General features: G+C 69.8%; 26 protein-coding genes. 19 read left to right on the top strand and 7 right to left on the bottom strand.

Features of this window, described 5'->3' with window-relative positions; translation table 11 throughout:
• A complete protein-coding gene (locus HUA75_RS42785; RefSeq protein WP_174458886.1) occupies positions 1-843 on the top strand; it encodes a sulfite exporter TauE/SafE family protein in 843 nt (280 codons plus the stop codon).
• Positions 840-1,301 carry a DUF1634 domain-containing protein gene (locus HUA75_RS42780; RefSeq protein WP_174458885.1) on the top strand — a complete coding sequence of 154 codons (462 nt, stop codon included), beginning with the start codon at positions 840-842 and terminating at the stop codon, positions 1,299-1,301. Before HUA75_RS42785 ends, HUA75_RS42780 begins: the two co-directional genes overlap by 4 nt.
• A 5-nt stretch (positions 1,302-1,306) precedes the next feature.
• Here HUA75_RS42780 and HUA75_RS47820 read toward each other — a convergent pair whose 3' ends face one another.
• From HUA75_RS47820 to HUA75_RS42750, 6 genes are all read right to left on the bottom strand, one after another.
• Positions 1,307-1,810 carry a histidine phosphatase family protein gene (locus HUA75_RS47820; protein WP_141644371.1) on the bottom strand — a complete coding sequence of 168 codons (504 nt, stop codon included), beginning with the start codon at positions 1,808-1,810 and terminating at the stop codon, positions 1,307-1,309.
• A 59-nt stretch (positions 1,811-1,869) separates the two neighbouring features.
• Positions 1,870-2,814: a metallophosphoesterase gene (locus tag HUA75_RS42770; protein ID WP_141644370.1), complete on the bottom strand. Its 945-nt coding sequence runs from the start codon at positions 2,812-2,814 to the stop codon at positions 1,870-1,872.
• A 12-nt stretch (positions 2,815-2,826) separates the two neighbouring features.
• Positions 2,827-4,182, bottom strand: a complete 1,356-nt coding sequence (locus HUA75_RS42765; RefSeq protein ID WP_174489713.1) for a cell wall metabolism sensor histidine kinase WalK — start codon at positions 4,180-4,182, stop codon at positions 2,827-2,829.
• Between the two features lie 12 nt (positions 4,183-4,194).
• A complete protein-coding gene (locus HUA75_RS42760) occupies positions 4,195-4,875 on the bottom strand; it encodes a response regulator (protein WP_141644368.1) in 681 nt (226 codons plus the stop codon).
• An 87-nt stretch (positions 4,876-4,962) separates the two neighbouring features.
• The gene (locus HUA75_RS42755; protein WP_174489712.1) at positions 4,963-5,472 is read right to left on the bottom strand and encodes a hypothetical protein; all 510 of its coding nucleotides are present in this window, start codon (positions 5,470-5,472) and stop codon (positions 4,963-4,965) included.
• Complete coding sequence (locus HUA75_RS42750) at positions 5,469-6,389, bottom strand: tetratricopeptide repeat protein (protein WP_174489711.1); 921 nt, start codon at positions 6,387-6,389, stop codon at positions 5,469-5,471. Before HUA75_RS42750 ends, HUA75_RS42755 begins: the two co-directional genes overlap by 4 nt.
• Positions 6,390-6,552: 163 nt before the next feature.
• Between HUA75_RS42750 and HUA75_RS42745 the strand changes: the two genes are divergently transcribed.
• Positions 6,553-7,155: a DUF177 domain-containing protein gene (locus tag HUA75_RS42745; protein WP_174489710.1), complete on the top strand. Its 603-nt coding sequence runs from the start codon at positions 6,553-6,555 to the stop codon at positions 7,153-7,155.
• Between the two features lie 130 nt (positions 7,156-7,285).
• Here the strand turns inward: HUA75_RS42745 and rpmF are convergent, their stop codons facing one another.
• Positions 7,286-7,474 (bottom strand): 50S ribosomal protein L32, encoded by a 189-nt coding sequence (gene rpmF, locus HUA75_RS42740; RefSeq protein WP_141644364.1) that lies wholly within the window; start codon positions 7,472-7,474, stop codon positions 7,286-7,288.
• Between the two features lie 443 nt (positions 7,475-7,917).
• Here rpmF and plsX point away from each other — a divergent pair, with 443 nt between their 5' ends.
• The 16 genes from plsX (at position 7,918) to HUA75_RS42660 (ending at position 21,936) form a co-directional block, all read left to right on the top strand.
• The gene (plsX, locus tag HUA75_RS42735) at positions 7,918-8,979 is read left to right on the top strand and encodes a phosphate acyltransferase PlsX (RefSeq protein ID WP_141644363.1); all 1,062 of its coding nucleotides are present in this window, start codon (positions 7,918-7,920) and stop codon (positions 8,977-8,979) included.
• A gap of 53 nt (positions 8,980-9,032) precedes the next feature.
• Positions 9,033-10,016 (top strand): beta-ketoacyl-ACP synthase III, encoded by a 984-nt coding sequence (locus HUA75_RS42730; protein ID WP_371745801.1) that lies wholly within the window; start codon positions 9,033-9,035, stop codon positions 10,014-10,016.
• A gap of 42 nt (positions 10,017-10,058) precedes the next feature.
• Positions 10,059-10,991 carry an ACP S-malonyltransferase gene (gene fabD / locus HUA75_RS42725; RefSeq protein ID WP_141644361.1) on the top strand — a complete coding sequence of 311 codons (933 nt, stop codon included), beginning with the start codon at positions 10,059-10,061 and terminating at the stop codon, positions 10,989-10,991.
• A gap of 4 nt (positions 10,992-10,995) precedes the next feature.
• Positions 10,996-11,742: a 3-oxoacyl-[acyl-carrier-protein] reductase gene (gene fabG / locus HUA75_RS42720; protein WP_141644360.1), complete on the top strand. Its 747-nt coding sequence runs from the start codon at positions 10,996-10,998 to the stop codon at positions 11,740-11,742.
• Between the two features lie 105 nt (positions 11,743-11,847).
• Positions 11,848-12,090, top strand: coding sequence for an acyl carrier protein (acpP, locus tag HUA75_RS42715; protein ID WP_141644375.1), 243 nt, complete (start codon positions 11,848-11,850; stop codon positions 12,088-12,090).
• 84 nt (positions 12,091-12,174) lie between these two features.
• Positions 12,175-13,428, top strand: coding sequence for a beta-ketoacyl-ACP synthase II (gene fabF, locus HUA75_RS42710; RefSeq protein WP_174489709.1), 1,254 nt, complete (start codon positions 12,175-12,177; stop codon positions 13,426-13,428).
• Positions 13,429-13,447: 19 nt separating this feature from the next.
• Complete coding sequence (gene rpiB / locus HUA75_RS42705; RefSeq protein ID WP_141644358.1) at positions 13,448-13,891, top strand: ribose 5-phosphate isomerase B; 444 nt, start codon at positions 13,448-13,450, stop codon at positions 13,889-13,891.
• A gap of 38 nt (positions 13,892-13,929) precedes the next feature.
• Positions 13,930-15,186, top strand: a complete 1,257-nt coding sequence (gene glyA, locus HUA75_RS42700) for a serine hydroxymethyltransferase (protein ID WP_174489708.1) — start codon at positions 13,930-13,932, stop codon at positions 15,184-15,186.
• A gap of 31 nt (positions 15,187-15,217) precedes the next feature.
• Positions 15,218-15,721, top strand: coding sequence for a transcriptional regulator NrdR (gene nrdR / locus HUA75_RS42695; protein ID WP_141644356.1), 504 nt, complete (start codon positions 15,218-15,220; stop codon positions 15,719-15,721).
• A gap of 11 nt (positions 15,722-15,732) precedes the next feature.
• Positions 15,733-16,896, top strand: a complete 1,164-nt coding sequence (gene ribD / locus HUA75_RS42690; protein ID WP_174489707.1) for a bifunctional diaminohydroxyphosphoribosylaminopyrimidine deaminase/5-amino-6-(5-phosphoribosylamino)uracil reductase RibD — start codon at positions 15,733-15,735, stop codon at positions 16,894-16,896.
• Between the two features lie 128 nt (positions 16,897-17,024).
• Entirely contained in the window at positions 17,025-17,687 is a 663-nt protein-coding gene (locus HUA75_RS42685; protein WP_141644354.1) for a riboflavin synthase, read from the top strand.
• A 39-nt stretch (positions 17,688-17,726) separates the two neighbouring features.
• On the top strand, positions 17,727-18,233 hold the full coding sequence (ribH, locus tag HUA75_RS42680; protein WP_141644353.1) for a 6,7-dimethyl-8-ribityllumazine synthase: 507 nt from the start codon (positions 17,727-17,729) through the stop codon (positions 18,231-18,233).
• A 2-nt stretch (positions 18,234-18,235) separates the two neighbouring features.
• Positions 18,236-18,658, top strand: coding sequence for a transcription antitermination factor NusB (nusB, locus tag HUA75_RS42675; protein ID WP_141644352.1), 423 nt, complete (start codon positions 18,236-18,238; stop codon positions 18,656-18,658).
• A gap of 35 nt (positions 18,659-18,693) precedes the next feature.
• On the top strand, positions 18,694-19,185 hold the full coding sequence (locus HUA75_RS42670) for a M17 family peptidase N-terminal domain-containing protein (protein ID WP_174458878.1): 492 nt from the start codon (positions 18,694-18,696) through the stop codon (positions 19,183-19,185).
• 58 nt (positions 19,186-19,243) lie between these two features.
• Positions 19,244-19,618: a response regulator gene (locus tag HUA75_RS42665; RefSeq protein WP_141644350.1), complete on the top strand. Its 375-nt coding sequence runs from the start codon at positions 19,244-19,246 to the stop codon at positions 19,616-19,618.
• Positions 19,615-21,936 carry a chemotaxis protein CheA gene (locus HUA75_RS42660; RefSeq protein ID WP_174489706.1) on the top strand — a complete coding sequence of 774 codons (2,322 nt, stop codon included), beginning with the start codon at positions 19,615-19,617 and terminating at the stop codon, positions 21,934-21,936. The genes HUA75_RS42665 and HUA75_RS42660 overlap by 4 nt, the downstream gene beginning before the upstream one ends.
• The last annotated feature ends 8 nt before the right edge of the window (positions 21,937-21,944 follow it).

The raw sequence follows: 21,944 nt of genomic DNA, 5'->3' as shown, positions 1-21,944 counted from the left end.
ATGACCCCCTTCCTCTTCACGTTCGTCGTCCTGGGCTTCTCGGTGGGCGCGGGACTGCTGGGCTCGCTGCTGGGCATCGGCGGCGGGCTCATCCTCATCCCCGTCCTCACCCTGCTGTTGAAGGTGGACATCCACTACGCGGTGGGTGCGTCCATCGTCTCCGTCATCGCCACGTCGAGCGGCGCGGCGGCCGCGTATGTGCGCGAGCGCATGGCCAACATGCGCGTGGCCATGTTCCTGGAGCTGGCCACCACGGCGGGCGCGCTCACCGGGGCCTTCCTGTCGGGTCGGGTGGGAGGGCGCGGGGTGTACCTCGTCTTCGGCGCCGTCATGGCGTACTCGGCGCTGGTGATGCTGCGGCGGATGCACGCGAGCGAGGAAGCGCCGGTGCCCGAGGACGCGCTGGCGGACCGGCTGGCGCTGCACGGCAGCTACTGGGATGAGTCCACCGGCCGCGAGGTGAGCTACCGCGTCACCCGCCCCCTTGCGGGGCTGGGGTTGATGTACGTGGCGGGCACGGTGAGCGGCATGCTGGGCATCGGCTCGGGCGCGCTGAAGGTGCCCGCCATGGACCTGACCATGCGGCTGCCGCTGAAGGTGTCCACGGCCACCAGCAACTTCATGATTGGCGTGACGGCGGCGGCCAGCGCGGGCGTCTACTTCGCGCGAGGCCACATCGACCCGTTCATCGCGGGCCCCGTCTGCGTGGGCGTCACGCTGGGCGCGTGGCTGGGCTCACGTCACCTGATGGCGAGGGTGAATGCGTCGTGGCTGCGCGCGCTCTTCGTGGGCGTGCTGCTGTGGGTGGCCTTCGAGATGCTGCGCAAGGGGTGGTCGTCATGAATGAAGCGCCGTCATCCGAGCCCGAGCCCCGCCCCTTGCCACCGTCCAGCGTGGCGCTGCCCGTGGGGCCAGAGGCCGTTCCGCTGGTGCCCGAGCTGCTCATCAGCGACCTGCTGCGCTACGGCGTCCTCGTCAGCATGTCGCTGGTGACGCTGGGCACGCTGGTGACGTTCTTCCGCCACCCCGACTACCTCGTGTCGTCCGAGGCCCTGGAGCGCCTCACCGCGCCGCACCCCGTGCCGCACGGGCTGGCGGACGTGGTGGCGGGCGCCATGGCCGCGCGAGGGCAGTCCTTCGTCATGGCGGGGCTCCTGGTGATGATGGCCGTGCCGGTGATGCGCGTGGCGCTGTCGCTGCTCATCTTCCGGCAGCAGAAGGACCGGCTCTACGTGGCCATCACCACCGTGGTGCTGACGCTGCTGCTGGTGTCCTTTCTCGTGGGCGCCGCGGAGGGCTGAGCGCCTCACCCCCCCGCGTCGTAGCGCTTGAGCGCGCGGCCCGGCGCGGCCCACCAGACGAGCTGGAAGCCCGCGTCATCCCCGGTGGACTGGAGCGCCACCGCGGTGCCCTTGCGCAGCTTCTCCGGCGCCTGGGTGTCGTCGCCCAGCGCGAGCGCCAGCGCCTGCTCCAGCGAGGGGTTGTGGCCCACCAGCGCGAAGCCCGGCCCCAGCTCCCGTGCCAGCTTCAGGATGCGCCGGGGAGCGCTGTTGCGGGGCACCAGCGCGGGGTGGACCTCCACGCGCGACAGGCCCAGGGCCTCGGCGAGCAGCTCCGCCGTCTGGACGGCGCGCACCAGGGGACTGGTGACGATGCCTTGCAGCGGGGTGAGGCGGGCCAGCTTGCGCGCGTGTTGACGGAAGAGGGCGCGGCCCTCCGGGGTGAGGGCGCGGGCTTCATCCCCAAGAATATGCGTGTCTTCGGCTTCGGCGTGGCGGACGAGCAGCAGCGGCAGTTCGCGAGCGGACATGGTGGCCTGCCTCAACCACCCGCCACCGTCCCGGGCAAGCAACGTCCCGGCGACAAAGCTCAGCCGTCCAGGTCGTTCAACACATCCAGCGGCAGCGGTGTCGCGTCCGTCACGGTGCCATCCAGGTCCGTGGGCAGCGAGGTGGGGTCCACGTCCGGAGGAGCACGTCCCTCCAGGGGCACCGCCGCGTTGCGAATGGGGGCGCCCGGCGGAGGCCGCAGCACGGGGCCCGCGGGTGGCAGGCCGGAGTGGCGGCGCGCGGCCTCCATCAAGGCGTTGTGATGGCGGTAGCGCGCCTCCACGAGCTTGTGGATGAGCAGCGGACCGCCCGGGACGCGGCGCGCGGTGAGAGCCTGGGTGGCCTTGCGCACCGGGTAGCGCACCCGGCGAATCTGCACGCGCCAGCCCTTGGGCGTGTACGTGAAGACGCCGTAGGCGGGGCGCAGGTCTCCGTCGCGCGGAATCCCCGCGCTGGCCACGTCGGCGATGAGCATGCGGCCCACCCGCCGGCGGTAGGGGAAGTGCAGGTGGCCGAAGGCGCACGCCGCCGCGTCCAGGTGCGCGAAGTAGCGGCGCACCGCGACGTCATCCAGCGTGGGGTCCAGCGACTCCTCGAGGTTGCGCGGGTTGGCGTGGCAGACGAAGAGGTCCTGTCCCTTGCGCGGCGTGTAACGCACGGAGAAGGGCAGGGCGCCCAACTGGCGCAGGTGCGCCTCGCCGAGCTGGTCTCTTGTCCAGCGCAAGAGCTCCGTCTTCCAGTGGTCCCTCTCGCGGTACGCACCGCCCAGGTAGTTCCCGGCGAGGTAGCAGTCGGTGTTCCCCATCAGCACCGAGTCGCAGCGGTCGAAGAGCAGGTCCACCGTCTCGCGAGGGTGCGCTCCGCGCAGTGCGAGGTCGCCGGCGGCGACGATGTAGTCGGGCGCAACGGAGCGCGCGATGTCCTCGAGGACGGCCTCGCAGGCGGGGAGGTTGCCGTGAATGTCCGCGAGGATGGCGACCCGCATGGTCGTGCCATCCTACCCCGTCGCAGACCGAGCGGGAGCCGCCTGGGGCAGAAAAATGGTGAAGGTGCTGCCCTCGTTCGGTTGGCTCTCGACCTTGACCTCGCCGTCCATGGCCTGGAGCAGGTGCTTGACGATGGAAAGACCCAACCCGGTGCCTCCCATGTCCCGGCTCCGGCCCTTGTCCACCCGGTAGAAGCGCTCGAAGATGCGCGACAGGTGGCGCGGTTCGATGCCCACCCCGGTGTCCCGGACGCGCACCACGCACCGCCCGTCCTCGCACGCTCCTTCCACGTCCACCCGCCCACCCGCCGGGGTGTACTTCACCGCGTTGTCCAGGAGGTTGAGCAGCACCTGCTCCACCGCGCGCGGGTCTCCCACCGCCACCAGTCCCGCAGGGACATGGAGTGAAACCACCTGGCCCTTGCCCTCGGCCTTGGGGCGCACCGTGTCGGCGGCCCGGGCGGCGGCCTCGGCCAGGGGGACGTCGGTGAGTCTCAGGCTCACCTGTTGCGACTCCAGGCGAGACAGCTCCAGCAGGTCCTCCACCAGCTCGGACAGGCGCTCGGACTGGCGGTGGATGATTTCCACCATGCGTGGAGCCACCTGGGCGTCCCCGAGCGCTCCTCCCTGGAGCGTCTCCGCGTAGCCCCGGATGGCCGTAATCGGCGTGCGCAGCTCGTGGGAGACGTTGGCGACGAAGTCCTTGCGCACCTTCTCCAGCCGGCGCAGTTCGGTGACGTCGTGGAAGACGGCGGCGCTGCCCGGCAAGTCCCTTCCCAGGGGCGTCACGCGCACGGACAGGGTGCGGGGAAACAGCCCCTCGAGCGAGAGCTCCAGGTGACTGGAGTTCCCCTCGCGGCAGCCGCGCATGACGGCGTCGTGCAGCTGGTCATCGCGGATGACGGCCAGGGGGCGCTGGCCGACGATGGGCGCGCCCGTCTGGAGGATGTTCCGGAGCGCGTCGTTGTGGCGCACCACGGTGCCCTCCGCGTCCGTCACCCAGATGCCCTCGGCCATGCTGTCCAGCACGGCGGTGAGGGTGCGCGACTCCTGGGTGAGCTCCGTGTTTCGCGCGGACAGGCGGGTGTGCAGCGAGTCGATGGCGCCCTCGAGGCTGGCCACTTCCTCCAGCCGGTCCGGGTCCGGCGTCGGTCCGCCACCGCCTTCGGCGCGGCCCCGCGTGCTGCGCGCCAGCCTGTCCAGCTGTCGTTGCAGCGCGCCACGGCTCAGGCCCAGCGCCATGAGGGAGCCGGCCAGGGTGATGAGCGCCACGGGCACCGCGGCGCCGGGGGTGCCCAGCGCGGCCACGAGCAGGCCCACCAGGGTGGCCGGCATCAACAGGGGCAGGAGCGTGTAGCGCAGGGGCATGGAGCGGGCGGCCTAGGGAGGGCTGAGCTTGTAGCCGACGCCGCGCACCGTCTCGATGATGTCGCCCGCGGGGCCCAGCTTCTCCCTGAGGCGCTTGATGTGCGTGTCCACGGTGCGCGTGTGGATCTCCGCCTGGATGCCCCAGACATCGGAGAGGAGGGTTTCGCGCGTCTGCACCCGGTCGCTTCGCTCCAGCAGCGTGCGCAGCAGGCGGAACTCCAGCGCGGTGAGGACGACCTCCACGTCCTTTACGCGCACCTGGTGGCGCGAGGTGTCCAGGAGGATGTCCCCGGCGGCGAGCACCTGCGCGGGCCCTTCGTCGGCGTCGCCCCGGCGCAGCACGGCCTTGACGCGCAGGAGCAGCTCGCGGACGGAGAAGGGCTTCACCACGTAGTCGTCCGCGCCCAGCTCCAGGCCCTGCACGCGGTCCGACTCCTGGCCCTTGGCGCTGACGATGATGACGGACGTCTTTCGCAGCTCCGGGTCCTGCTTGAGCATGCGCAGCACCTCGCCGCCCGCGATGTCCGGCAGCATCAGGTCCAGGAGCAGCAGGTCGGGTGGATGGGCCCGGGCCCGGGCAAGGCCTCCGGCGCCGGTGTTCGCCGACTCCGTCTCGAAGCCCGCGGCCCGGAGGTTGTATTCGACGAGCCCGGCGAGGTCCTGCTCGTCCTCGATGATCAGGATGCGCGTCATGGGGTCCTCTCGGAAGTCCTGTGGAAGCTCGACGGAAAAGGTGTAGCCGCGGGGGGCCGCGAGCGCGGGCGAGGAGCGCCGCCTTGCTCAGGGGCCGATGGAGGGGTCGCAGGACTGCTCGGTCAACACGAGCGGCGCGGCGACCACCGGGGCGTTGTCCCCGGAGTTGACGACCTTGAGGTAGTTGCAGGAGCTGCCGAGGAAGCGCGACGGCGCGCCCACGGCGATGGCCTCGATGACGAGCGCGTAGTCGCGGCCCACCGGCACGTCGACCTCGAGCGCCTGGCTGCCGCCGTTCTGCATGGCCGCCAGGTCCACGGTGAAGCGCAGCGCGCGGCCCTCGTTGCCGCGCGAGTCCTCCAGCACCACCAGCTCCTCGCGCTTCACCTGGGTGTTGAGGCAGGTGCGCTGCAGCTCGGTGCAACTGCGGCGCGAGCCGTCCTCGAGGACGCTGACCTGGAGCGCGTGGACCTCGGCGGCCACCGCGCGCGACATCGTCACGTCCAGGCCGAAGCGGCCGGCGCTGCCGGAGTCCGTGGGACCGCAGGCGCACAGCGCGAAGGCGAGCGGCAGGGACTTCAAGAGGCGGAGGCTCATGGCTGGGAAGGGTCCACGCGGATGGTGATGGGGACGCGGCCGCGGTCCTCGGAGGAGGAGAGGGCCACCACGCCCGCGGTACCGCCGATGGCCACCGCGCCCACGGCCACCCAGAGCCAGGGGCTCTTGTACCAGGGGCGTCCTTCGGAGACCTCGGCGGCGGCCGTCGAGCGCTGCGGTGCCACCTGGAAGAGCATGGGCTGGAAGGAGTCACCGCGTCCGGCGAGCCGGCGCTGCGCGGCGTCCACCACCTCGAAGTAGTACTCCACCTCGTAGGGCTCCGGCTCCACGGGCACGTCGTAGGCGGGGACGACGGCGCGGAAGCGCTCCTTCTCGCCCCGGTCCTTCACGAAGTCCACGGAGTTGTAGGCCTGGTCTCCGGCGCGCCGGTAGAACAGCCGCGCGCGGGCGCCCAGCGCCAGCTCCTGGATGGTGGCCTCCACGACGATGGGCTCGCCGCCCGGTGGATCCGGAATCGGATCCACGTCGAGCGTCACCGGGCGCACGCGCCGGCTGCGGATGTCCTCCTTGATGCGCGCGTAGAGCGAACGCAGCTTGGGCGGCGCCGTGCGGGGCAGCTCGTAGTCGGGACGGGCCTGGAGCAGCTTCTCGTAGGCCTCGCGCGCCTGGTTCTCGTCGCCCAGGTACAGGGCGGTGAGGCCGAGCAGGCGGTAGAGCTCCACGAGCTGGTCGTCGGTGACGTCCGGGGTGTCCAGGCCCGCCTGGAGCGTGCGCCGGGCCTCCTCAAACTCGCCGTCGTCAATTTGCTCGCGGGCGCGGGTGATTTCTGGGCTTGCTGGCCCGAGCTGCGAGAGGGCAGGCGCGGGGAAGAGGGGACGGGCAAGCCCCGGTGGAGCCAGGAGGCCCACGACGAGGAAGAGTGCCCCCACGCGCAACGGCAAATCGTGCCTGTGCATCAAACCGACCCTATCAAAGCGTTGTCTGGAGAATCCACGAAGGCCACCCCACCGGTGGTGACGGCGCAGTGACATCTTCGCGGTGCTGTTGAACCCGGGCGTGTTGACGCTAGAGGGGCCGCCCTCTATGTTGCCCGCCCAATTTTACCTGGATGTCGCGTAAATGCTCGTAAAGGTTGAACAAATTCATGAGTCGGGGCTCAAGCTGGACGAGCCCATCTCGCCGGAGCTGCTGGGCGCCGCGCTGGAAGGGACGGCGTCCGGGTTGGACACCGGCTTCCGGGCCACGCAGGCATCCCAGCTCAAGGCCACGCTGCGCAAGGTGAGCGGCGGGGTGCTGCTGAACGGCAATTTCACCGTGCACGTCACCAGTCCCTGCAAGCGCTGCCTGAAGGACGTGGAGCTGGCGCTGCCCGTCGTCTTCTCGCTGAACCTCGTGCCCGAGTCGATGGCCCGGGGCGACGACTTCAAGGACGACGACGAGAAGTCCATGGAGAAGAAGGAGCGTCAGCAGGGGGAGACGGGCGGTTCGTTCGAAATCGATGGCGTGGACCAGGAGGTCTTCAATGGGAAGACCATCGACCTGGACCCCATCGTCCGCGAGCAGGTGCTGCTCGCCCTGCCGATGAACCTGGTCTGCAAGGACGACTGCAAGGGCCTGTGCTCGCAGTGCGGCACGAACTTCAACGAGGCCCAGTGCCAGTGTGACACGAAGCAGGTGGACCCCCGCCTGGCGTCGCTGAAGAACATCAAGCTCGGCAACTGACGTCCGCCGAGGACGCCGGCCCCGCTGGGATTCGGGGCCGGAAAAGAGCAAGGGCCGCGACCTCCGATTGGGGAGGCGCGGCCCTTCGTGCTGCTCGACGCCCCTCTTCAGGAGCGTCACTGGCAAGGCCTCAGGCCTCGGCTTGGGGCAGCAGCTCGCGCCCCTTGTACTGGCCACACGACGTGCAGGCGCGGTGAGGCATCACCGGCTCCTTGCAGTTGGGGCACTTGGTCACCTGCACGGCGGTGCGCAGGTTGTTGTTGCCAGCGCGACGAGTGTCACGACGCATCTTCGAAGTACGCTTCTTGGGGACGCCCACGGCTCACCTCTGTCTCACGCGCTGTGCCGGGGTCCCCGGCTGCCTGCGCAACATGTCGGTCAACACCGGCCTTGGAGCAGTCGCGACGAGCTCGCGTACTCCTGGTCCGGCTTGAAAGGCGGCGGACCCTAGCGGCTCATCCGGCCCGAGTCAATGCGCGTGTACTGCCCAGTCACACCGCGAAGTGCCTCGGGGCCGCCCGACCGCCAGATACCTCACGCGCCCCGCCGGGACAACGCTCGTGATGGGCTCATTTCTGCCCGCCCCGCGGATCATCCGGACCTGGCGCCCCCGCTCGACGCGGCGCTGCCCACCTGGACCCACCCCATGCCATGGGGCAAGCGAGTCGTTGCCCCCCTGGGAGGTTCCTGGTGTGCTGCGCGCCGCCCGGCGGGCCGGGTGGGTTTCGAGCTGACACGCACGCAGACACGGAGAGGGCGGGGATGAGGCTGGTCCTGGACGCGATGGGGGGAGATCACGCGCCGGGGGCGCCGGTGGAGGGCGGAGTGCTCTTCGCCCGGGCCCATCCCGAGCACGAGGTCGTCCTCGTGGGGGACACGGCCCGGGTGACGCCCCACCTGGGGCGCGGGCTGCCTCCGCCCAACCTCCGCGTGCACCACGCGTCCGAGGTCGTGGAGATGGATGACCACGCCTCCACCGCCTTCCGGCGCAAGCGGGACTCGTCGCTCCGGGTGGGCTTCGAGCTGGTGCGCGACGGGCACGGGGATGCGCTCGTGTCCGCGGGCAACTCCGGCGCGGTCATGGCGGGCGGCTTGATGACGCTGGGCCGGCTGCCGGGCGTGGAGCGCCCCGCCATCGCCGCGCTCTTCCCCGCGCTCAAGGGCGGCGGGCGCTGCCTGCTGCTGGACGCGGGCGCCAACGTGGATTGCCGGCCGTCGCATCTGGCGCAGTTCGCCGTGCTGGGCGAGGCCTATGTCCGCCTGCTGCTGGGCGTGGCCCGTCCCCGCGTCGCGGTGCTGTCCAACGGGGAGGAGGCGTCCAAGGGGACGCTTCTGACGCGCGAGGCGAGCGACCTGTTGCGCCAGTCCGACCTGGACTTCGGCGGCTACGTGGAGGGCAAGGACCTCTTCTCCGGCGACGTGCAGGTCGTGGTGACGGACGGCTTCACCGGGAATGTCGTCCTCAAGACATCCGAGGGCGTGGGCATGGGCGTCATCGGCATGCTGCGTCAGGCCATCGAGAAGCGGGGTGGGCTGTCGGAGAAGCTGGGGGCGCTGCTGCTCCAGCCCGCCCTGAAGGGCCTGCGGAAGATGGTGGACTACGCCGAGTACGGAGGCGCTCCGCTGCTGGGCCTGCGAGGCGTGGGAATCGTGGCCCACGGGCGCTCCTCTCCTCGAGCCATCCACAACGCCCTGGGCGCCGCGCTGGCCACCGCGCAGGGGGGACTCCAGGAGGAACTGACGCGATGCATCGCCAGGGCCGCCGCCTGGCTCCCTACCCACCCGAGGGGAAAAAGAGGGACAGAAGAAGCCGTTTCCGATTAGAGACCGGCGCCTGGGCGTTGGGTTCGATGAAGCTCCTTTTCGGGAGAACCCTCGTGGCATGCACGCAGATCATCGGCACCGGCTCCTACGCTCCCTCCCGGGTCATCACCAACCAGGAGCTGGAGGCGTGCGTGGACACGTCCGATGCCTGGATTCGTGAGCGCACCGGCATCCACGCGCGAAGGCGCGCCGCGGACGACGAAGCCACCAGCGATCTGGCCGTCGCCGCCTCGCTGAAGGCCCTGGAGATGGCGGGCGTGGCGCCGGAGGAGCTGGACCTCATCGTGGTGGGGACCATCACCGCGGACATGCCCATGCCCTCGTGCGCGGCCTTCGTGCAGGCGCGGCTGGGCGCGCGCCGGGCCTTCGCCTTCGACGTGGCCGCCGCGTGCGCGGGCTCTCTGTACGCGATGAGCATCGCGGATCAATTCATGCGCTCCGGACAGGTGAAGCGGGCGCTGGTGGTGGGCGCGGAGCTCCTGACGCGGGTGGTGGACTGGACGGACCGGAACACCTGCGTGCTCTTCGGGGATGGGGCGGGGGCCATGGTGCTGGCGCCCTCGGAGAAGGAGGGGCGGGGCATCCTCTCCACCCACTTGTTCACCGATGGGACGCTCGCGGACGCGCTCACCATTCCGGGCGGCGGCTCTCGCACGCCGATGACGGAGGAGGGGCTGCGGGCCCACCTCCACAAGCTGAAGATGAAGGGCCGGGAGGTGTTCCGCTTCGCGGTGCGCGCGCTCGTGGATTCCACGCGGGGTGCGCTGGCCTCTCACGGGTTGACGGCGCGGGGGGTGGACCACGTCATCGCGCACCAGGCCAATGTCCGCATCCTGGACGCGGCGCTGGAGCGGCTGGAGATTCCCCGCGACAAGTGCTGGCTGAACCTGCACAAGTACGGGAACACGTCGTCCGCGTCCCTGCCCATGACGTTGGACGAGGCCCACCGCGCCGGAAGACTCCGGCCCGGAGACGTCATCGCGATGATGGCGATTGGCGCGGGCATGACGTGGGGCAGCGCGGTGGTGCGCTGGTAGTCGGGCAACAGGACTGGACGTTTCAGGAGGCAGAGACCGCACATGGCGAAGGTCGCATTCGTGTTCCCCGGGCAGGGCAGCCAGGCCGTGGGGATGGGCAAGGACCTCTTCGAGAAGTTCCCCGAGGCCCGCGCCGTCTTCGAGGCCGCGGACGACGCGCTCGGAGAGAAGCTCTCCAAGCTCTGCTTCGAGGGGCCAGAAGATGCGCTGAAGCTCACGGCCAACACGCAGCCGGCCATCCTCACGGTGTCGGTGGCGGCGCACGCCGTCTTCTCGACGCGGGGCCCGGTGGCTTCGTTCGTCGCGGGCCACTCGCTGGGCGAGTACTCCGCGCTGGTGGCCGCGGGCGCCATGTCGTTGGGTGACGCGGCGAGGGCGGTGCGCGCGCGCGGCACCTTCATGCAGGAGGCGGTGCCCGCGGGCGTGGGCGCCATGGCCGCGATTCTGGGCCTGGAGCCGGCCAAGGTGAAGGCGGCCTGTGAGGCGGCGGCGGAGGGCCAGGTGGTGTCTCCGGCCAACTACAACTCGCCCGAGCAGACGGTGATTGCCGGCGACGCCGCGGCGGTGGAGCGCGCGGGCGTGAAGTGCAAGGAGGCCGGGGCCAAGCGGGTGATGCCGCTGCCAGTGTCCGCGCCCTTCCACTGCGCGCTGATGGAGCCGGTGAAGCCGAAGCTGGCGGCGGTGCTGGGCGGCGTGAGGCTGGTGGCGCCGTCGGTGCCGGTGGTGACGAACGTGGAGGCGCGGCCCAACTCGGACGTGGCCCGCGTGATTCCGCTGCTCCTGGAGCAGGTGAGCGCGCCGGTGCGGTGGATTGAATGCGTGGAGGCGCTGAAGGCCGAGGGCGTCACGCGCGTGGTGGAGCTGGGCCCGGGCAAGGTGCTGTGCGGCCTCATCAAGCGCATCACCAAGGACATCGAACTCTTCAACGTGGAAGACGCCGCGAGCCTCGAGAAGGTCCTCGCGGCGCTGGGGTGAGCGCATGAGCTTCAAGGACAAGGTGGTGTTGGTGACGGGTGGCTCGCGCGGCATCGGCCGGGCGTGCGCGGTGGCCTTCGCGAAGGCGGGCGCCTCCACGGTCATCATCAGCTATGCGGGCAACGAGGCGGCGGCCCAGGAGACGGTGGGCCTGCTCACCGCCGAGGGCGCGAAGGCGGAGTCGCTGCGCTTCGACGTGTCCGACACCGCCGCCTGCACGAGCGCCGTGGAGGGCATCGTCAAGGCCCACGGCCGGCTGGACGTGCTCGTCAACAACGCCGGCATGGCGGTGGATGGCCTGGTCATGCGGGTGAAGGACGAGGACTGGGACAAGCAGCTGGACACCAACCTGCGGGGGCCTTTCGCCCTCATCCGCGCGGCCAGCCGTCCCATGATGAAGCAGCGGGGCGGCGCCATCGTGAACATCACCTCCGTCGTGGGGGATATGGGCAATCCCGGACAGGCGGCCTACTCGGCGGCAAAGGCAGGACTCATCGGTCTGACGAAGACGGTGGCCCGAGAGCTTTCCAGCCGAGGCATCCGCGTCAATGCCGTCTCCCCGGGTTTCATCGGGACGGACATGACGGCCCACCTGAATGACGACCTGCGCCAGAAGATGACCGAGGGCATCCCGCTGGGACGACTGGGCAACCCGGAGGAGGTGGCCCAGGCCGTTCTCTTCCTCTCAGGTGACGCTTCGTCCTACATCACCGGCGAGGTCCTGAAGGTCAACGGCGGCATGTACATGTAACCCAAGGTTGGATTGCCGGCGTGCGTGGGATATACCGCGCCGGCTTTCGACAGGGCTCGGGAAGCCTTCCGGGCCTACATCTGGTTCCTGGAGGGTTCAGCACTTATGTCGACGTCCGCAATTGAGACCAAGGTCAAGGGCATCATCGCCGATCAGCTCGGGGTGGGAGAGGATGAGATCAAGCCCGAGTCTTCCTTCATCGAGGACCTTGGCGCCGACAGCCTCGACATCGTGGAGCTCGTGATGGCGATGGAAGAGGAGTTCGAGGTCGAGATCCCCGACGAGGAGGCCGAGAACATCAAGACCGTCGGCGACGCCATCAACTACATCACCACCCACAAGAAGTAGGCAGCACCACGGCGTGCCGGGGGGCGGGGAGACGCCGCGTCCAGCGCGGCGTCCCCGGCGTCCCAGGCGCCACCGGAGAGGACCGTGTCACACCGTCGAGTCGTCATCACCGGTACCGGGCTCATCTCGGCACTGGGTACAGGAACCGAGAAGAACTGGCAGGCGTTGCTTGCCGGCACTTCAGGCATTTCCCTCGTCACGCGCTTCGACCCCAAGAAGATCGACACGCGAATCGCCGGCGAGGTGAAGGACTTCGAGCCGGAGAAGTTCATCGACAGGCGCGAAGTGCGCCGAATGGACCTCTACGCGCAGTACGCCATGGCCGCGGCGGCGATGGCGGTGGAGGAGTCGGGGCTTCCCGTGGGCCCGGACGTGCCGCATGGCTACACGCCAGAGCGGGTGGGCGTCATCGTGGGTTCGGGCATTGGCGGCATCTCCTCCCTGGAGGAGCAGCACCGCAAGGGCCTGGAGAAGGGGTTTGACCGGCTGTCGCCCTTCTTCATCATCCAGATGATCGTCAACATGGCGCCTGGCCTCATCTCCATGCGCTACAACTGCAAGGGGCCCAACTGGGCTCCAGTGTCCGCTTGTGCCACCAGCGCCCACGCCATTGGCGAGGCCTGGAAGTCCATCAAGCTGGGCGAAACGGACGCGGCCATCGCCGGCGGCGCCGAGGCGGCCATCACCCCATTGGGGCTGGGTGGCTTCTCGGTGATGAAGGCGCTGTCCACGCGCAATGATGCCCCGGCCGCGGCCAGCCGCCCGTTCGACAAGGACCGTGACGGCTTCGTCATGGGCGAGGGCGCGGGCATGCTCATCCTCGAGGAGCTGGAGGCCGCGAAGAAGCGCGGTGCCAGGATTCTCGCGGAGCTGGTGGGCTATGGCGCCAACTCGGATGCGTACCACGTGACGCAGCCGGCGCCCGAAGGCGAGGGTGCGGCGCGCTGCATGCGGCTGGCGCTCCAGTCGGCGGGGATGAACCCGGAGCAGGTGGGCTACATCAACGCCCACGGCACCTCCACTCCCTTCAACGACGCGAACGAGACGAAGGCCATCAAGGCCGTGTTCGGGGACCACGCCCGCAAGGTGGCGGTGTCGTCGACCAAGTCCATGACGGGCCACATGCTCGGCGCGGCGGGTGGATACGAGGGCGTGGTCAGCGCGCTGGCGCTGTCGCGCAACATCCTGCCGCCCACCATCAACCAGACGAGCCCGGATCCGGAGTGTGATCTGGACTACGTGCCCAACGCGGCCCGCGAGGCCAAGGTGGACGCGGTGATGAGCAACTCGTTTGGATTCGGTGGCACCAACGCGGTGCTGCTGTTCAAGCGCTTCTAGGTGGCCGAAGGAGACCCGCGTGAAAGTCATTCTTGCTTCGGACCACGCGGGCCTGGAGCTCCGCCAGGAACTGGTGGCGGCGCTCAAGGAGCGCGGCGTGGCCCACGAGGATGTGGGCCCGTTTGCGCGGGACTCCGTGGACTACCCGGACTTCGCGGCCCGGGTGTCCCGGGCGGTGACGTCCGGTGAGGCCACCCTGGGCGTGCTGGTGTGTGGCACCGGCATTGGCATGAGCATCGTCGCCAACAAGCACCGGGGCATCCGCGCGGCCCTGTGCACCACGGAGTTCGAGGCACGCATGGCGCGGGCCCACAATGACGCCAACGTGCTGTGCCTGGGCCAGCGCGTGGTGGGCTCCGGCGTGGGCCGGGCCATCCTGGAGGCGTTCCTCGGCACCGCGTTCGAGGGCGGTCGCCACGAGCGGCGCGTGCAGATGATTCGCGAGGCCGAGTCCCAGGGCTAGTGGCCGTCGCGGTACCCGTTGTCGAGAGGAAAGCCGCCATGGAGAACACCCGCACTCTGGCCGACGTGGACCCCGAGATTTTCCGGGCCGTCCACGACGAGACGCAGCGCCAGGAAGATGGTCTGGAGCTGATCGCCTCCGAGAACTTCGTCAGCCCCGCTGTCATGGAGGCGGTGGGCTCCGTGCTCACCAACAAGTACGCGGAGGGCTACCCCGGCAAGCGCTACTACGGCGGTTGCGAAGTGGTGGACGTGGTGGAGAACCTCGCCATCGACCGAGCCAAGCAGCTGTTCGGCGCGGACTTCGTCAACGTGCAGGCGCACTCCGGCAGCCAGGCGAACATGGGCGCGTACATGGCGCTGATGAAGCCGGGCGACACCATGCTGTCGCTGGATTTGAACTCCGGCGGCCACCTCACGCACGGCGCCACGTTCAACTTCTCCGGCAAGCTCTACAAGGTCGTCCACTACGGCCTGACGCGCGAGACGGAGACCATCGACTTCGCGCAGGTGCAGTCCCTGGCGCGCGAGCACAAGCCCAAGGTCATCGTCGTGGGCGCCAGCGCCTATCCGCGCACGCTGGACTTCGCGAAGTTCCGCGAGGTCGCCGACGAGGTTGGCGCGGCGATGATGGTGGACATGGCGCACATCGCGGGCCTGGTCGCCGCGGGCGTGCACCCCTCGCCGGTGCCCTTCGCGGACATCGTCACCAGCACCACGCACAAGACGCTGCGCGGTCCTCGCGGTGGCCTGGTCATGGGCCGCGAGCCCTACGCCAAGTCCATCAACAGCCAGATCTTCCCCGGCATCCAGGGCGGTCCGCTGATGCACGTCATCGCCGGCAAGGCGGTGGCCTTCCGCGAGGCGCTGACGCCTGAGTACAAGACGTACCAGCGCCAGATTGTCTCCAACGCGCAGGCGCTGGCGGAGGCGCTGAAGTCCGCCGGGCTGCGGCTGACCTCTGGCGGCACCGACAACCACCTGATGCTGGTGGACCTGCGGCCCAAGAATCTCACGGGCAAGGTGGCCGAGGCGGTGCTCGACAAGGCGGGCATCACCGTGAACAAGAACATGATTCCGTTCGACCCGGAGAAGCCGATGGTGACGTCGGGCGTCCGGGTGGGCACTCCGGCCATCACCACGCGCGGCATGCGCGAGGCGCAGATGGCCACGGTGGGCAAGCTCATTGGCGCCGCGCTGGACTCGGCCCAGGACGACGCGGCGCTGGCCCGCATTCGCGGACAGGTGAAGGAACTCGCGCAGGGCTTCCCCCTGTACTCCTCGCGGCTCAAGTAATCGAAGGGACCAGGAGCCTCGCTCCGTCTCCATGCGCTGCCCGTTCTGCCAGGATGCCGAAAACAAGGTCATCGACTCTCGCGAGTCGCACGAGGGCTCCGTCATCCGGCGCCGCCGCGAGTGTCTGGCCTGCAAGCGCCGCTTCACGACATATGAGCGGGTGGAGGAGCTCTACCCGCTCATCGTGAAGAAGGACGGCCGGCGCGAGGCGTTCGACCGTGAGAAGATCGTCTCCGGGCTGAAGAAGGCGTGTGAGAAGCGGCCGGTGTCCGTGGATCAGCTCGAGGAGACGGTGGTGGCCATCGAACGGCTGCTGCAGGGCATGGGCGAGAAGGAGATCAACTCGTCCGTCATCGGCGAGGAGGTCATGCGCCGGCTCCAGGAAATGGACGAGGTGGCCTACGTGCGCTTCGCGTCCGTGTACCGGAGCTTCCGGGACATCTCCGAGTTCATGCATGAGCTGAAGGACCTGCTCGAGGACCAGGAGCGCGAGCGCAAGGCGAAGCCGCCCCTCGCGCCGGGCCGGGGGAGCTGAGGGGACACACCATGCGGCTGCTCACGCGGGCCAGGTTGGAAGCCACCAGGGCGCCCCGGGCGAAACGGGCGGCGGACTTCGACCGCGCCGTGGCCGAGTTCTTCATGCGCATCGCCCTGGAGGAAGCCGCCAAGGGCCTGGGCCGCACCAGCCCCAATCCGGTGGTGGGCGCCGTCCTGGTGAAGGGCGGTCGCATCATCGCCCGCGGCTACCACAAGAAGGCGGGCACCGCGCACGCGGAGGTGGTGGCGCTGGAGGCCGCCGGCTCCCGCGCGAGGGGCGCGGACCTCTACTCCACGCTGGAGCCGTGCGACCACTACGGCCGCACGCCGCCGTGCAGCCTGGCCATCATCGAGGCCGGGGTGCGCCGCGTCTTCACCGGCTCCTCGGACCCGAACCCCAAGGTGAGCGGCAAGGGCGTGGCCCGGATGCGCCGTGCCGGGGTGAAGGTCGTCACGGGCGTGCTGCAGGAGGAGGCCGACAAGCTCAACCGGCCCTTCTTCAAGTCCATCCGCACGGGCATGCCCTGGGTGACGCTGAAGGCCGCGGCGACGCTGGACGGCAAGCTGGCCACGGCCACGGGGGACTCGCGCTGGGTGACGGGCGAGAAGGCGCGCGAGTGGGTGCACCGGCTGCGCGACAACGTGGACGTCATCCTCGTGGGCGCGAACACCGTGCGCCACGACGACCCCAAGCTCACCACGCGGCTGCCTGGCGGCAAGGGCAAGGACCCGCTGCGCGTCGTGGTGGACAGCCACCTGCGCCTGTCGCCCGGCTACACCGTCTTCACCCAGAAGAGCCCCGCGCGCACCATCATCGCCACACTGGAGGACCCGGAGGGGCGCAAGGCGAATCGCTTCCTGGCCCAGGGCGTGGAGGTGTGGCAGCTGCGCAAGAAGGGCGACCGGGTGGACCTGAAGGCCCTGCTGCGGCGGCTGGGCAAGTCCGGCCTCAACCACGTGCTCGTGGAGGGCGGGGCGGAGATGTACGGCAGCTTCCTGCGCGAGCACCTGGCGGACGAGCTGGCCCTGTTCCTCGCCCCCAAGCTGCTGGGCCGCCAGGGCATGTCCTGGGCGGGCGACCTGGGCGTGAAGGAGATGACCCAGGCCCTCTCCGTCAAGGACCTCACCTTCGAGCAGCACGGGCAGGACATCCTGCTCCAGGCGCTGCTGTAGGCCCCCTCCGGGCTTCCGCCCGAGGCCTCATGCATGAGGCCCGGTAAAGGGGCCGTTGAATGGAGGACACGCCGGGGGCCCCGGTTGTCCGTGGGCGTCGAGACGGCGGGTCCGTTATAAGCCCCGTCATGTTCACCGGGCTCATTCAGGACATCGGCGGGGTGGAGCGCGTCATTCCGGGCGGGATGACGGACTTGTGGATTCGCACATCGCTGGGCGCGCGGGACTTCGCGCTGGGCGAGTCCATCGCCGTGGATGGCGCCTGCCTCACGGTGGTGGAGCGCACGGGCGAAGCCTTCCGCGTGCAGGCCGCGCCGGAGACGCTGCGGCGCACCACGCTGGACGCCGTGCGGCCGGGAGACCGCGTCAACCTGGAGCGGGCCCTGGCGCTGGGGGACCGGCTGGGTGGGCACCTGGTCTCCGGGCACGTGGACGGTGTCAGCACGGTGCTGGAGACCTACCCGGAGGGTGGCTCGTGGGTGATGGTCTTCGGGCTGCCGGAGGCGCTGGCGCCGTACTTCATCGAGAAGGGCTCGGTGGCCATCGACGGCATCAGTCTCACCGTCAACACCGTGGGCGTGGACCGCTTCAGCGTCCAGCTGATTCCGGAGACGCAGGAGCGCACCACCCTGCGGGCCAAGAAGGTGGGCGCCCGGGTCAACCTGGAGGCGGACCCCATTGGGAAGTACGTGGCGCGCCTGTACCTGCTCCAGAGGGGGCAGGCGGGCGCTCCAGGCCCGGGAGGGGTGTCCGAGGCGGCCGTCCGGGCGGCGGGCTTCGGGACGCCGTAGCAGGCGACGCCGGAGCCTGGGTGGTGTAGGAAGCCCCGCATGCCTCGCTACATCGAAGGTGATTTCCTCCCCCCCAAGGGCCGCTTCGCCATCTGCGTCGCCCGCTTCAACGGCTTCATCACCGAGGAGCTGGCCAAGGGCGCTGTCGACACCCTGGTGCGTCACGGCGTGGCCGACGCGGACGTGGACGTGTACCGCTGCCCCGGCACCTATGAGCTGCCCGGGCTGGTGCGCCGCGTCGCGGAGTCGCGTCAGTACGCGGGAGTCATCGTCCTGGGCGCCGTCATCCGGGGTGGAACGCCTCACTTCGACTACGTCGCGGGCGAGTGCGCCAAGGGCATTGGCGCGGTGGCCTTCAGCGCCGCGGCGGCAAGCCCCCCGGCGGCCGTCACGTTCGGCGTGCTCACGTGTGACACGGTGGAGCAGGCCATCGACCGGGCCGGCGTGAAGGCGGGCAACAAGGGCTCCGAGGCCACGCTGGCGTGCATCGAGATGGTGAACCTGTACGGCAAGCTGGCCACGCTCGACGCGTCGAGGAAGGGGTAGTCATGGGCGCGCGCAGAACGGGACGTGAGCGGGCGTTGCAGGCGCTCTACCAGTTGGAGATGGCGGCGGGCGCGTCCGTGAATGACGCCCTGGAGTCGGCCTGGACGGCGTCGGACGAGGAGAAGCGCGAGCCGGACGCGGTGAAGTTCGCCCGCGAGCTGGTGGAGGGCGTGCAGGCCCACCGCGCGGAAATCGACCGGCTCATCGAGTCACACAGCCACAACTGGCGGCTGGACCGCATGTCGCGCATCGACCGCAACGTCCTGCGCGTGGGCATCTTCGAGCTGAAGTACCGTCCGGACATCCCTCGCAAGGTGACCATCAACGAGGCGGTGGAGCTGGGGAAGAACTTCGGGACGGAGGAGTCCAGCGCCTTCGTCAACGGCCTGTTGGACCGTGTCGCCGTGGCGCTGAACAAGGCCTGAGCTGCCGGAGCCTCGAGCGGAAGAAGGGACGCGCCGTGAGCCAGACGACGACGCACGACATCGGGATGGAAGGGCTGGACTCGCTTGGCGGCGTGGACGCCCTGTGTCTGTTCGTGGCCGAGGATGACCGGCCCCTGCCGGCCACCGCGGGCTACGTGGACTGGCGCCTGTGTGGCGTGCTGTCGCGGGTGCTCAAGGGCGGCTTCTTCTCCGGCGCGAAGGACGACTGGCTCCTGCTGCCCTCGGACGGGAAGCTGGAGGTGCCGCGCATCTTCGTCGTTGGCCTGGGGGCCCGTCGTCAGCTCGACGCGGAGGGACTTCAGGAGGCGCTCGCCGGAGCGGGCACGGTGCTCAGCCGGGCCAAGGTGGCGTCGGTGGCGCTGGAGATTCCCGCCGGAGGTTCGGTGGATGACGCGGCCCGGGTGGAGGGTTTCCAGAAGGGCTTCGTCCCAGCGTTCAAGGGCGGACGGGTGGCCCTCCTGATGGACAAGGCGCTCGTCCGGCTCCTACCAGGCAGGAAGGGCTGAAGCACAGCGACCGGGCAGGGCTTCTGTTAGAATGGGGGACCGTCCGGGGCGTGCGCACATGCGTGTCAAGGTGCTGATTGTCGAGGACTCCAAGGCGTCGCGCGAGTACATCGCGTCGACCGTGGAGGCCGTGGAGGGCATCGAGGCCGTCGTCACCTCGAGCGGCTTCGAGGCCCTGAAGCTGCTGCCGCGCCACCGCTTCGACCTCATCATCACCGACATCAACATGCCCGACATCAACGGGCTCGAGCTCATCAACTTCGTCAAGAAGAACCCCAACTACCGCGACGTCCCGCTCTTCATCATCACCACCGAGGGGCGCGACCAGGACCGCGACAGGGGCATGGCGTTGGGCGCCGCGGAGTACCTGGTCAAGCCGTTCCAACCGGGGAGCCTGGAAGGGCTTCTGCGCCGGTACCTGAAGCTGCCGTGAGTCCTCCGAGCAAGGCGCTGGCCGAGTTCGTGGCCGAGGCGACCGAGATTCTGGAGGCGCTGGGCAAGGACCTGCTCGTGCTGGACGAGCGGCGCGGCCAGGAGGCGGACCCCGAGCGCGTCAACGGCATCTTCCGCGCGGCGCACTCGCTCAAGGGGCTGGCGGGGCTGTTCGGTCAGGAGCGCATCTCCCGGCTGGCGCATGGCACGGAGGACCTGCTGGACAGGCTGCGGCTGGGCAAGCTGCACTTGAACGACGCGGTGCTCGACACGCTGATTGAAGCGCTGGACGCCTTCCAGGCGCTGCTGGCGGAGACGGCGCGGGGCACGGAGTCGGATGGCCTCACCCGTCGCGCGGATGGCATGGCGGAGCGGCTGGGGCAGCTGGGCGAGGTGCCCGTCGCGCAGGACGAGGACCCGCTGGAGCGGTTGGAGCTGGAGGCGCAGGTGCGCTCCGTCTTCACCGAGTACGAGGAGCACCGGCTCCGGGAGAACGTGCGCCGGGGCGTGGCGCTGTGGCGCGTGCGCGCCGCGTTTGACTTGTCCGACTTCGACAAGGGACTGGCGGACCTGAACACGCGCCTCAAGCCCCTGGGGGAGGTCATCAGCACGCTGCCCTCGGCCCAACCGGGCGGCGCGCATGGCATCGCCTTCGACCTCATCTTTGGCGCCCAGGTCTCCAGGATGGAGCTGGAGTCGGGGCTGAAGGGCACGCCCGCGGAGCTGTCACCGCTCGCCGTGCGGCCCGCGGCGCCCAGCGCGACGACCCGCTCCGCCGAGGCGCTGGTTCGTGCCACCGAGTCGCCCGCCATCGTCCTGGGGGCCATCGGCGTCGCCTCCGCGCCCGAGGCCTCCGTCGGGGGCGCGTCTCCCGTGAAGCCAGGCGGGACGAAGCAGGGCGCGCGCGCCGCGATGGAAGACGGAGCGTCGCACCCCTTCACGGACCCGGACTCCGACACGGAGCTGGGGGAGACCGGGGGGAGCGCGGAGGCCACGGGCACGTCGGGCCCTTCGCTGGTGACGTATCTGCAGGGGCCGGGAGGGCGTGCGCCCGGCCGCGCGGTGACGCCCGTGGCGGCGCCTCCCGTCGCGACGGAGCCGTCGCTGCGCTCGTTGACGCAGACGGTGCGGGTGGACATCGGCAAGCTGGATGGCCTCATCAACATGGTGGGCGAGCTGCTGCTCATCAAGGCCAGCCTCCAGCGGCTCGCGGAGTCGGCGCGGCAGGAGGGCGTGGTGCCCCTGTCGAAGCTGTTCGGCCAGGAGCTGGCGCGCGAGACGCGGGGCCTGGAGCGCAAGCTGGAGGCCTTGCAGGAGGGCCTGCTGGAAGCGCGCATGGTGCCGGTGGGTCAGGTTTTCGACAAGCTGGCCCGGCTGGTGCGCCGCATCACTCGCGAAGCGGGCAAGGAAATCGACTTCGTCATCGGCGGCGGCGAGGTGGAGCTGGACAAGCTCATCGTCGAGGAGCTGAGCGACCCGCTGATGCACCTCATCCGCAACGCCATCGACCATGGCGTCGAGTCTCCGGACATGCGACTGGCGGCGGGCAAGCCCCGGCGCGCGGTGGTGGCGCTGCGGGCGGAGCAGAAGGGCAACCACGTCGTCATCGAGGTGAGTGACGACGGGGCGGGCATCGACGAGCTGCGCGTGCGCGAGGTGGCGCTGACGCGGGGCCTCATCACCTTCGCCCAGGCGGAGGAGATGGGCCGCCGGGAGCTGCTCAACCTCATCTTCCTGCCCGGCTTCTCCACCGCGCGCAGCGTGTCCGAGCTGTCCGGCCGGGGAGTGGGCCTGGACGTGGTGAAGAACAACCTGGGCAACCTCTCCGGCATCATCGACGTGTGGAGCGAGCGCGGAAAGGGCACGGCCTTCCACCTGACGCTGCCCGTCACGCTCGCCATCATCCGCGCGCTGGTGGTGGGGGTGAGCGCCCGCACGTACGCGGTGCCGTTGAACAGCGTGCTGGAGATCCTCTCCGTCCAGCCCCGGGAAATCCGCACCCTGGAGCGGCGCGAGGTGCTGGACGTGCGAGGGCAGACGCTGCCCTTCGTGCGGCTGTCACGGCTGTTCGGCCTGCCGGAGCGCCCGGTGAGCCGCTACTTCGTGGTGGTGGTGGGGCTGGCGCAGGAGCGGCTGGGCATCGCCGTGGACGAACTGCACGGCCAGCAGGACATCGTCACCAAGCCCCTGGGCGGCAGGTTGCAGTCCGTCCGGGGCATCTCCGGCGCCACGGACCTGGGCAACCGGCGTCCGGTGCTGGTGCTGGACGTGGCGGACCTGCTGGAAGAGGGACTGGCCCTGGAGCGAAGGCGGGCCTGACGCTCGCC

The sequence above is a fragment of the Myxococcus sp. CA040A genome (genome assembly GCF_013336725.1).
In the GTDB taxonomy this organism is placed as follows: Bacteria; Myxococcota; Myxococcia; order Myxococcales; family Myxococcaceae; genus Myxococcus; species Myxococcus llanfairpwllgwyngyllgogerychwyrndrobwllllantysiliogogogochensis.
This window is presented reverse-complemented; position numbering and strand designations above follow the sequence as displayed.